Below are 12,019 nucleotides of genomic sequence, written 5' to 3' on the forward strand. Positions count from 1 at the left end.
GTTATTTCCTCCTTTCGGCTAGTTGTTATTTATTACTTCTTAGCTGCTTTTGGTCTCTTAGTTCCATATTTAGAACGACCTTGCATACGTTTGTCAACACCTGCAGTATCTAATGCACCACGAACGATATGGTAACGTACCCCCGGTAAATCTTTTACACGTCCACCACGGATAAGAACAACACTGTGTTCTTGTAAGTTGTGTCCGATACCTGGGATATAAGCAGTTACCTCGATTTGGTTAGTTAAACGCACACGAGCATATTTACGTAAAGCTGAGTTTGGTTTCTTTGGAGTCATTGTACCAACACGAGTACAAACACCACGTTTTTGTGGAGCTGATAAATCAGTTGATTTTTTCTTTAATGAGTTGAAACCTTTATTTAATGCTGGTGATTTTGATTTCCATACTTTAGAAGTACGTCCATTACGCACTAACTGGTTAATAGTAGGCATGAGTTTTCCTCCCTTCAAATATTTATAAGACCACACATCCAGGTGGTTCATAATAAGTTGAAAACAAAGTTTTTGCAAGAAGGAAGAAGCCCTCCTTCTCACAAAAACAGTTTTAACCTGTATATTCCTAAATTAGCCCCGGATCTAACCTGCTTAGATTAGCAGTGCTATTGTCTAGGAGCAACCTTGAATATCTTATCATTTTTCATCAAATGATGTCAACTCAAGTTTTAAAATATTTTAAGATTATTTTTCAACTAATACTTCTTCATTCATTTCAACTGATTCAGTTAAATCCTTTACAAGATCTACTTTACGGTATCTGTTCATACCAGTACCAGCTGGAACCAACTTACCTATAATAACATTCTCTTTTAATCCTAGCAACTCATCACGTTTTCCTTTAATCGCAGCGTCTGTTAATACACGCGTTGTTTCTTGGAATGATGCAGCAGAAAGGAATGAGTCTGTTTCTAATGATGCTTTTGTAATACCTAGTAATAATGGGCGCGCAGTAGCTGGTTGTTTACCTGCAAATAAAGCTTCTTTATTTGCTTCAGTAAACTGGTGTAGTTCTAATAATGTACCAGGTAGTAAAGTAGTCTCACCTGCATCCATTACACGAACTTTCTTCAGCATTTGACGAACCATTACCTCTACGTGCTTGTCACCAATTTCTACCCCTTGCATACGGTATACTTTTTGAACTTCACGTAATAAGTATTCTTGAACAGCATTTGTACCTTTTACTTTTAGAAGTTCTTTAGGATCAATTGAACCTTCAGTCATTACTTGACCGCGTTCAATCGCTTCGCCTTCTTGAACTTTTAGTCTAGCGCCATAAGGAACTGGGTAGTTTCTAGATTCTACTGAGCCTTGAACAATAATTTCTTGTTTATCTTTAGCGTCAGTAGAAATTGAAATAATACCATCAATTTCAGAAATAACCGCTTGACCTTTAGGATTACGCGCTTCAAATAGCTCTTGAATACGAGGTAAACCTTGAGTGATATCGTCTCCTGCTACCCCACCTGTATGGAATGTACGCATCGTTAACTGTGTACCTGGTTCACCGATTGATTGTGCAGCAATAATACCTACTGCCTCACCAACTTCAACCTCAGCACCAGTAGCTAAGTTACGGCCATAACATTTTTTACATACTCCATGGTTAGTATTACATGTGAACGCAGAACGGATATTAACTTCTTCAATACCAGCATCGATAATTTCACGAGCTAAGTCTTCTGTAATTAAATCGTTCTCTTGAGCAAGTAATACACCAGTTTCTGGGTGGCGTATTGTTGAACGTATATGACGACCAACTAAACGATCGTATAATCCTTCAATAATTTCGTTACCTTCTTTGATTGCTTTTACATGTAAGCCACGGTCAGTACCACAATCATCTTGACGAACGATTACATCTTGTGCAACGTCAACTAGACGACGAGTTAAGTAACCTGAATCGGCTGTTTTAAGTGCTGTATCGGCAAGACCTTTACGTGCACCGTGTGTAGAGATGAAGTATTCAAGTACCGTTAGACCTTCACGGAATGAAGACTTGATTGGTAACTCGATAATACGACCAGCCGGATTGGCCATCAGACCACGCATACCTGCAAGCTGAGTGAAGTTTGATGCGTTACCACGGGCACCAGAGTCACTCATCATAAAGATTGGGTTACGTTTATTTAGGGAAGCCATCAGTTTGCCTTGAATTACATCCTTTGCATCACTCCAAATTGCGATTACACGATCGTAACGCTCTTCTTCTGTGATTAAACCACGACGGAATTGTTTTAGTACTTTATCTACTTTTTCTTGAGCTTCAGCAATAATTAATTGCTTTTCAGGTAATACGATGATATCGGATACACCAACTGTAATTCCAGCTTTAGTAGAGTGTCTAAATCCAAGATCCTTCATGCGGTCTAGCATTTTTGACGTTTCAGTAATTTTGAAACGTTTAAATACTTCTGCGATGATATTTCCAAGTATTTTCTTTTTGAAAGGAGCAATTTCTTCTCTACTTTCAATAATTTCTTTAATATTCGATCCTTTAGCTACAAAATACATCTGAGGAGTTTCCTTCTCAAGGTTACTCTGAGTAGGCTCATTAATATACGGGAACGAAGTAGGTAAGATTTCATTGAAGATTAACTTACCAACCGTTGTGATTAATAATGAATTATTTTGTTCTTCAGTAAATGTTTCGTTATTTAATGAATTTGCTGCAACACCAACACGAGAATGTAAATGTACATAACCATTTTGGTATGCAATTAACGCTTCATTAATATCTTTAAATACCATACCTTCACCGACAGCGCCTGCACGCTCAAGAGTTAGGTAATAGTTACCTAATACCATATCTTGAGATGGTGTAACGACTGGTTTACCATCTTTCGGATTCAGGATGTTTTGTGCTGCAAGCATTAAAATACGAGCTTCTGCTTGAGCTTCACTTGATAACGGTACGTGAACAGCCATTTGGTCACCATCAAAATCGGCATTGTATGCAGTACATACAAGTGGATGTAGACGGATTGCACGGCCTTCTACTAATGTAGGTTCGAACGCTTGGATACCAAGTCTGTGTAGAGTTGGGGCACGGTTTAGTAACACCGGGTGCTCACGTATAACTGATTCTAATACATCCCAAATTTCTGGATTTAATCTTTCAATTTTACGCTTTGCACTCTTAATGTTATGTGCTAATCCACGCTCTACTAATTCTTTCATCACGAATGGCTTGAATAATTCAATTGCCATTTCTTTTGGTAATCCACATTGATACATTTGTAAGTTAGGTCCTACAACGATAACCGAACGGCCAGAGTAGTCAACACGTTTACCAAGTAAGTTTTGACGGAAACGTCCTTGCTTACCTTTAAGCATGTGAGAAAGAGATTTTAATGGACGGTTACCTGGTCCAGTAACTGGACGGCCACGACGACCATTGTCAATCAACGCATCAACTGCTTCTTGAAGCATACGTTTTTCGTTTTGTACGATGATGCTTGGTGCACCAAGGTCTAATAAACGTTTTAAACGGTTGTTACGGTTAATTACACGACGATATAAATCGTTTAGATCTGAAGTTGCAAAACGTCCACCATCTAATTGAACCATTGGTCGTAATTCAGGTGGGATTACTGGAAGAACATCTAAGATCATCCAAGAAGGTTCATTACCAGAGTTACGGAATGCTTCTAATACTTCTAAACGTTTAATTGCTCTTGTACGACGTTGACCTTGAGCAGTTTTTAACTCTTCTTTTAAAGAATCAACATCTTTTACAAGATTAATATCGCTCAATAGTTTTTTAATTGCTTCAGCACCCATAGATGCTTGGAAAGTTTGACCGTAACGCTCACGATAAGCACGGAATTCTTTCTCAGAAAGCAATTGTTTCTTTTCTAGAGGAGTATCTCCAGCTTCAGTTACTACGTATGAAGCAAAGTAGATTACTTCTTCCAGAGCACGAGGGGACATGTCTAAAACAAGTCCCATTCGGCTTGGAATACCTTTGAAATACCAAATATGTGATACTGGTGCAGCTAATTCGATGTGACCCATACGCTCACGACGTACTTTTGCACGCGTTACTTCAACTCCACAGCGATCACAAACTACACCTTTATAACGTACACGTTTATATTTTCCGCAGTGACATTCCCAATCTTTCGTAGGACCGAAAATGCGTTCACAGAAAAGACCATCTTTTTCAGGTTTTAATGTACGGTAGTTAATTGTTTCAGGTTTTTTAATTTCCCCGTATGACCACGAGCGAATTTTGTCAGGCGATGCAAGTCCGATCTTCATATACTCGAATTTATTTACATCTATCAAGGGGCCTACCTCCCTTTCTGTCCTAAGGATTTACCCTATATAATACTTATTCTTTTACGTATTCCATATCCATCGCTAAATGTTCTGATGCTTGATCATCATCTTCAGTATCGCGCATTTCGATTTCTTGATCTGTAGCAGACATCATTTTAACATCCATACCTAGTGATTGTAATTCCTTAATCAATACTTTGAATGATTCTGGAACTCCTGGTTCTGGTACATTTTCACCTTTAACGATTGCTTCATATGTTTTCACACGGCCAACAACGTCATCAGATTTAACTGTTAAGATCTCTTGTAATGTATAAGCAGCACCGTATGCTTCAAGTGCCCAAACCTCCATCTCACCAAAACGCTGTCCACCAAATTGTGCTTTACCACCAAGTGGTTGTTGCGTAACAAGTGAGTATGGTCCTGTTGAACGAGCATGTAACTTATCGTCAACCATGTGTGCAAGTTTGATCATATACATGACACCTACAGAAACACGGTTATCGAAAGGCTCACCACTACGTCCATCATATAGTACAGTTTTTGCATCACGTGCCATACCAGCTTCTTCAATTGTTCCCCAAACATCTTCCTCACGTGCTCCGTCAAATACTGGAGAAGCAACATGAATACCAAGATATCTTGCAGCCATACCTAAGTGTAGCTCTAATACCTGACCGATGTTCATACGAGAAGGTACCCCTAATGGATTTAACATGATATCAACTGGCGTTCCATCAGGTAAGAATGGCATATCTTCTTCTGGTAAAATACGAGAGATAACCCCTTTGTTACCATGTCGTCCAGCCATTTTATCCCCTTCAGAGATTTTACGTTTCTGAACGATATAAGCACGAACAAGTTGGTTTACTCCTGGTGGTAATTCATCACCGTTTTCACGAGTGAATACTTTCACATCAAGAATAATCCCGCCTCCACCGTGTGGAACACGTAATGATGTATCGCGAACTTCACGAGCTTTTTCACCGAAGATTGCGTGTAGAAGACGTTCTTCAGCAGTTAATTCAGTAACCCCTTTAGGCGTTACTTTACCAACTAATAAATCTCCATCTTTAACTTCTGCACCAATTCGGATAATTCCACGCTCATCAAGATTTTTAAGCGCATCTTCACCAACGTTTGGAATATCACGAGTGATTTCTTCAGGTCCTAATTTTGTATCACGTGCTTCTGACTCATATTCTTCAATATGAACTGAAGTGTAAACATCTTCTTTAACTAGTCGGCGACTCATAATGATCGCATCCTCGTAGTTGTAACCATCCCATGTCATGAATGCAACTAATACGTTACGTCCTAGAGCTAATTCACCTTTTTCCATTGAAGGTCCATCTGCAAGAATTTCGCCTCTTACTACTTCATCACCAACACTTACGATTGGGCGTTGGTTATAACAAGTACCTTGGTTAGAACGTACGAATTTTAACATACGGTATTTATCAAGGTCACCTTTAACTTTTTGTCCATCTACTTCTAAGTAGCGACGTACCCAAACTTCTTTCGCTTCAACACGTTCAACGATACCTGGGTGTTTACAAATTACTGCAGCACCTGAGTCTTTTGCTGAAACGTATTCCATACCTGTACCTACGATTGGAGATTCAGGGTTTAACAATGGTACTGCTTGACGTTGCATGTTCGCTCCCATTAGGGCACGGTTCGAGTCATCGTTCTCTAAGAATGGAATACATGCTGTCGCAGCTGATACTACTTGTTTAGGAGATACATCCATGTAGTCAATACGCTCACGTTTTACAACTGTGTTGTCTCCACGGAAACGAGCAACTACATCTTCATCTAAGAAACTACCATCTTCACCTAAACGAGCATTCGCTTGGGCTACAACGTATAGATCCTCTTCATCAGCAGTTAAGTAATCAATTTTATCAGTTAGACGACCAGTTTCAGGGTCTACACGACGATAAGGTGTTTCTATGAAACCAAATTGATTTACTTTTGCATAAGAAGAAAGTGAGTTAATTAATCCGATGTTTGGTCCCTCAGGAGTTTCAATCGGACACATACGACCATAGTGAGAATAATGAACGTCACGTACTTCAAATCCTGCACGTTCACGTGTTAAACCACCTGGTCCAAGTGCTGATAGTCTTCGTTTATGAGTTAATTCAGCAAGAGGATTTGTTTGGTCCATGAATTGAGATAGCTGTGAACTACCAAAGAATTCTTTTATTGATGCAATTACAGGGCGAATATTAATTAATGCCTGTGGAGTAACTGCGTTTGTATCTTGAATTGACATACGTTCACGTACTACACGTTCCATACGAGATAGACCGATACGGAATTGGTTTTGAAGTAATTCACCAACTGAACGTAAACGACGATTTCCTAAATGGTCAATATCGTCAGTGTCACCTACGTTATGTAGCAGGTTAAAGAAGTAAGAAATTGAAGAGATAATGTCCGCAGGTGAAATGTTTTTCACATTTTTGCTTACATTCGCATTTCCAATAACTTGAATAACTTGTTCCCCATCTTCTACAGGAGCGTAAATTTTAATAGATTGTAAAGTAATCTCATCTTCTAATACGCCAGCAGCAGGGTGAGCAACTTTTTCACCGATATTCTTTTCTAAGAATGGAATAATACGGTCTAACGTACGGCGATCAAGAGTTGTCCCTTTTTCTACAATAATTTCACCAGTTTCTGGATCCACTAATGTTTCTGCAATACGTTGGTTAAATAGTCTATTTTTAATGTGTAATTTTTTATTTATTTTGTAGCGTCCAACGCTAGCTAAGTCATAACGCTTCGGATCAAAGAAGCGAGTAATTAATAGGTTTTTAGCGTTTTCTACTGTAGGTGGTTCACCTGGACGTAATCTTTCATAGATTTCAAGAAGCGCCTTTTCAGTGCTATCTGTGTTATCTTTTTCAAGAGTATTACGTAGGTATTCATTTTCGCCTAATAAGTCTAGAATCTCTTGGTCTGTACCAAACCCAAGCGAACGTAGTAGTACCGTTACCGGTAATTTTCTTGTACGGTCAATACGTACATAAACTACATCCTTCGCGTCCGTTTCGTACTCTAACCAAGCACCGCGGTTCGGAATAACTGTAGCCGTATAACCTTTTTTACCATTTTTGTCGATCTTTCCACTATAGTACACACTTGGAGAACGTACTAATTGTGAAACGATTACACGTTCAGCACCATTAATAATGAATGTGCCTGTATCCGTCATCAGTGGGAAATCCCCCATGAAAACGTCTTGCTCCTTTACTTCGCCAGTTTCCTTATTTAATAGGCGAACTTTCACTCGAAGTGGAGCAGCGTAGTTTACGTCACGCTCTTTCGATTCTTCTACAACATACTTCGGCTCACCTAAACTGTAATCAATGAATTCTAATGATAGATTACCTGTGAAATCCTCAATTGGTGAAATGTCTTGGAACATTTCTCTCAAACCTTCATCTAAGAACCATTGGTAAGATGCTGTTTGAATTTCAATTAAGTTAGGTAACTCTAAAACTTCACTGATACGAGCATAACTTCTGCGTTGGCGGTGTCGTCCATATTGAACTAGTTGACCTGTCAACATATTCACCCCTTAAATAAGAGTATTTAAAACAAAAAAATAGTAACAAATAAGCAGAAAACATCCCTTACTTGTTAAACAAAAAATAAAATGGTTTCAAAATGAAAACCATTTATTAAACTCAACGACAGTCATTTTACTATCATTTCCAAAGAATATAGAAATATACCCACTTTCAAAAAATCATTTTTGAAAATAAATATATATTGGCATTTAATAATACTATCACAAGCAAAAATTACAGTCAATCTTTTTTACTTTTTATGATATAATATCCTTTATCTTTTTTTACTACCTCAACCTCGTCGAAAGTTTCTTTTAATAAATCAAGAGCAGATGGTGCTCCTTGCTTCTTTTTTATTACTACCCAAAGCTCTCCACCAGGAAGTAATTTATCATGAGCACCTTTTAAAATTTCATGAACAACACTTTTCCCAGCGCGAATTGGCGGATTTGTTAAAATAGCTGCATATTCACCAGTTACATTTTCATAGATGCTACTTTCATAGATTTTCACATTTTCTATTTTATTTACATTCGCATTTTCTTTTGCTAATTCAATCGCCCTTAAATTCACATCGACCATTTCCACCATTCGACTAGAACCATCTTTCGCGATTGATAATCCTATTGGACCGTACCCACATCCAACATCTAAAATATTACCTTCAATTTCCGGAAATGTGAACACGTTAATTAAAACACGGGATCCAAAATCAACTTCATTCCTAGAAAAAACACCTGAATCAGATTGGAACTTCAAATCATTCCCTCTCAAAGTAAATGAAAATACCTTTTTATCAGTTTTACTATTCGGTTGATTTGTAAAATAATGATCTGCCATAAAAAATCCTTCTTCCATATATATACTTATCAACAGTCTTCCCAAAAGTAACCCCATATGTACAAAAAAAGCTCGCATAAATGCGAGCTTTCTAAAAACTTTTAGAAATTACTTAACTTCTACGTTAGCGCCAACTTCTTCAAGTTTAGCTTTCATTTCTTCAGCTTCTTCTTTGCTGATTCCTTCTTTAATTGCTTTAGGAGTGTTGTCAACTAATTCTTTAGCTTCTTTTAATCCTAAACCAGTTAATTCACGAACAACTTTGATTACTTTGATTTTTTGGTCGCCAGGGCTAGTTAATACTAAATCAAATTCAGTTTGCTCAGCAGCAGCTTCAACAGCTCCACCAGCCATTACCATAGGAGCAGCAGCAGTTACGCCGAACTCTTCTTCGATTGCTTTTACTAAGTCATTTAATTCTAATACAGTCATGTTTTTAACTGCTTCAATGATTTGTTCTTTAGTCATTGTTAATTTCCTCCTTGTTTATACCTTTAAATTATATATTTTAAGCGATCTTGGCATTAAGCGCCTTGTTCTTCTTTTTGTTCTGCAACTGCTTTAGTTGCAAGAGCGAAGTTGCGGATTGGTGCTTGTAGCACGCTAAGCAACATAGAAAGTAAACCTTCGCGAGAAGGAAGTTCAGCAAGAGCTTTAACTTCTTCAACAGTAGCAACGTTTCCTTCGATTACACCAGCTTTAATTTCTAAAGCTTCGTGTTTTTTAGCGAAATCGTTGATTACTTTAGCAGGAGCAATTACATCCTCCGTACTAAACGCGATTGCGTTTGGACCAGTTAATGATTCGTTTAAACCAGCTAAACCAGCCTCTTCAGCAGCACGACGAGTTAAAGTGTTTTTGTAAACTTTGAACTCAACGCCAGCTTCACGTAATTGCTTACGTAATTCAGTTACTTCAGCAACATTTAAACCACGGTAGTCAACAACAATTGTTGATTTACTATCACGTAATTTAGCAGCTACTTCAGATACAACTTGTTTTTTAGCTTCTAATACTGCGCTCATTTATTACACCTCCTGTGGATTTTTGTGTGTATACCGCAAAAGTGTAACCATAGCAAAACCTCCACGAACTTTTCAAAAAAAGACATGGAGGTTGTATATGCACGAATTTATCAGTTATACACCTCGGTAGGATATTAAGCATAAGCACCTACTGTCTACGGTAGTCTATTTAATTAGCAAGACAATCTCCATTATAGAGAGTTCTTGTCGAATTGTCAACTTTGTTTTTTATCTTAGAAACTAGCTGGATCTACTTTGATACCAGGGCCCATAGTTGAAGTGATTGCTACGTTCTTCATGTATGTTCCTTTAGCAGCAGCAGGTTTAACTTTTACCATTGTTTCAAAGATTGTTGTAAAGTTTTCTACTAACTTTTCGTTTTCGAAAGATACTTTACCGATTGGCACGTGAATGTTACCTGCTTTATCAACACGGTATTCAACTTTACCAGCTTTGATTTCGTTAACAGCTTTTGTTACGTCAAATGTAACTGTACCTGTTTTCGGGTTTGGCATTAAACCTTTAGGTCCTAATACACGTCCTAATTTACCAACTTCAGCCATCATGTCTGGAGTTGCTACTACTACATCAAAATCGAACCAACCTTGTTGGATTTTGTTAATCATGTCAGCATCGCCTACGAAATCAGCACCAGCAGCTTCAGCTTCTTTAGCTTTTTCACCTTTAGCGAATACTAATACACGTTGTACTTTACCAGTACCGTGTGGAAGAACTACTGCACCACGAATTTGTTGGTCAGCTTTCTTTGGATCTACTCCTAAACGGAATGCTACTTCAACTGTTGCATCAAAGTTAACAGTTGTAGTTTTTTTAACAAGTTCAACAGCTTCGTTTACTGCGTAAACAGCTGTACGATCTACTAATTTAATAGCTTCTTGGTATTTTTTACCTTTGTTAGCCATGTTTTATTCCTCCTAATGTGGTTTTAACGGATTTTCCTCCCACGAATAAAGGTTGCGATAAAACACATCAAATGATGTTCGCAACCTCCTCAATCACACCTTATTGAAGATGGGATTAGTCTTCAATAACGATACCCATACTACGTGCAGTACCTTCTACCATACGCATAGCAGCTTCAACAGAAGCAGCATTTAAGTCAGGCATTTTTTGTTCAGCAATCTCACGCACTTTATCGCGTTTAACTGTTGCTACTTTTTTACGATTTGGTTCACCAGAACCAGACTCAATACCAGCCGCTACTTTAAGAAGTACTGCAGCAGGAGGAGTTTTCGTAATAAATGTAAACGAACGATCTTCGAATACAGTGATTTCAACAGGAATAATTAGACCAGCTTGGTCAGCTGTACGAGCGTTGAACTCTTTACAGAATCCCATGATGTTAACACCTGCTTGTCCTAGTGCAGGACCAACTGGTGGTGCTGGGTTTGCTTTCCCTGCAGGAATTTGCAATTTTACCATTTTAATTACTTTTTTAGCCACGAGACACACCTCCTTAAGTCCGTGATGTGGTGACGGGTTTTTACACCCTCCCACTCATATCGTTTTGCATTTACATGCATATTCTTATACAGAAGTTAATACCATCTTTTCGATGCATATTGACCTTTAAAAGTCTAACATTTTCAAAATAAAAATGCAAGGTCTTGTATTATAATTTTTCAATAAGATGTAAATCCAGTTCTACCGGTGTTTCTTTATTAAAGAATTCTACTAACACAGTCACTTTTTTCTTTTCGAAGTCAATTTCTTTAATTGATCCAGTATAATTCGCAAATGGACCTTCTTTTAATCGAACAACTTCATTTACATCTAAATCAAAATCAATTGTTTGTTCATCTAGGCCCATATGTTTTAGAATATGTGTAATTTCTTCTTCTAAAAGTGGGGTTGGTTTTGAACCAGATCCAGCTGAGCCAACGAAACCAGTTACTCCTGGTGTATTTCGAACTACATACCAAGAATCGTCAGTCATTACTAGCTCAACTAAAACATAACCTGGAAACACTTTACGTTTCGTTACTTTCTCTTTACCGTTCTTCATTTCTACTTCTGATTCTTCTGGAACGATTACACGGAAAATTTTATCCTGCATTCCCATTGTTTCTACACGTTTTTCTAAATTCGCTTTTACTTTATTCTCATATCCTGAGTAAGTATGAACTACATACCATCTTTTTTCCATGTTAGAGGACTACTTGTCCTTCCCTCCCCGGTCAACTTTCTTTGCAAATTAAAAAACCCGTCACCGGGCTTTTTTTTAAACATTATCACTCATTATAGC

9 protein-coding genes and 1 other annotated feature are annotated in these 12,019 nt (G+C 37.9%); all 9 genes read right to left on the bottom strand.

Going from position 1 to position 12,019, the window contains the following annotated elements; all coding sequences use genetic code 11:
* Positions 1 to 32: 32 nt before the first annotated feature.
* The 9 genes from rpsL to nusG all read right to left on the bottom strand — a co-directional run bounded on the left by rpsL (position 33) and on the right by nusG (position 11,920).
* Positions 33 to 455, bottom strand: coding sequence for a 30S ribosomal protein S12 (gene rpsL / locus ACFVRR_RS21165; RefSeq protein WP_056467392.1), 423 nt, complete (start codon positions 453 to 455; stop codon positions 33 to 35).
* A 246-nt stretch (positions 456 to 701) separates the two neighbouring features.
* Positions 702 to 4,310, bottom strand: coding sequence for a DNA-directed RNA polymerase subunit beta' (gene rpoC, locus ACFVRR_RS21170; protein WP_387332416.1), 3,609 nt, complete (start codon positions 4,308 to 4,310; stop codon positions 702 to 704).
* 46 nt (positions 4,311 to 4,356) lie between these two features.
* Entirely contained in the window at positions 4,357 to 7,884 is a 3,528-nt protein-coding gene (rpoB, locus tag ACFVRR_RS21175; RefSeq protein ID WP_387332418.1) for a DNA-directed RNA polymerase subunit beta, read from the bottom strand.
* A 244-nt stretch (positions 7,885 to 8,128) separates the two neighbouring features.
* Entirely contained in the window at positions 8,129 to 8,728 is a 600-nt protein-coding gene (locus ACFVRR_RS21180) for a class I SAM-dependent methyltransferase (protein ID WP_387332420.1), read from the bottom strand.
* Between the two features lie 108 nt (positions 8,729 to 8,836).
* Positions 8,837 to 9,196 carry a 50S ribosomal protein L7/L12 gene (gene rplL / locus ACFVRR_RS21185; RefSeq protein ID WP_387332422.1) on the bottom strand — a complete coding sequence of 120 codons (360 nt, stop codon included), beginning with the start codon at positions 9,194 to 9,196 and terminating at the stop codon, positions 8,837 to 8,839.
* A gap of 56 nt (positions 9,197 to 9,252) precedes the next feature.
* Positions 9,253 to 9,753, bottom strand: coding sequence for a 50S ribosomal protein L10 (rplJ, locus tag ACFVRR_RS21190; RefSeq protein ID WP_069033603.1), 501 nt, complete (start codon positions 9,751 to 9,753; stop codon positions 9,253 to 9,255).
* A gap of 43 nt (positions 9,754 to 9,796) precedes the next feature.
* Positions 9,797 to 9,932 (bottom strand) — a sequence feature (ribosomal protein L10 leader region).
* 54 nt (positions 9,933 to 9,986) lie between these two features.
* Positions 9,987 to 10,676, bottom strand: coding sequence for a 50S ribosomal protein L1 (rplA, locus tag ACFVRR_RS21195; protein WP_056467376.1), 690 nt, complete (start codon positions 10,674 to 10,676; stop codon positions 9,987 to 9,989).
* A 115-nt stretch (positions 10,677 to 10,791) separates the two neighbouring features.
* Complete coding sequence (gene rplK / locus ACFVRR_RS21200) at positions 10,792 to 11,217, bottom strand: 50S ribosomal protein L11 (RefSeq protein WP_056467373.1); 426 nt, start codon at positions 11,215 to 11,217, stop codon at positions 10,792 to 10,794.
* 169 nt (positions 11,218 to 11,386) lie between these two features.
* Positions 11,387 to 11,920 (bottom strand): transcription termination/antitermination protein NusG, encoded by a 534-nt coding sequence (gene nusG / locus ACFVRR_RS21205; protein ID WP_097978206.1) that lies wholly within the window; start codon positions 11,918 to 11,920, stop codon positions 11,387 to 11,389.
* Between the last annotated feature and the right edge of the window lie 99 nt (positions 11,921 to 12,019).

The sequence above is a fragment of the Gottfriedia sp. NPDC057948 genome (assembly GCF_042887255.1).
Classification (GTDB): Bacteria; Bacillota; Bacilli; order Bacillales; family Bacillaceae_G; genus Gottfriedia.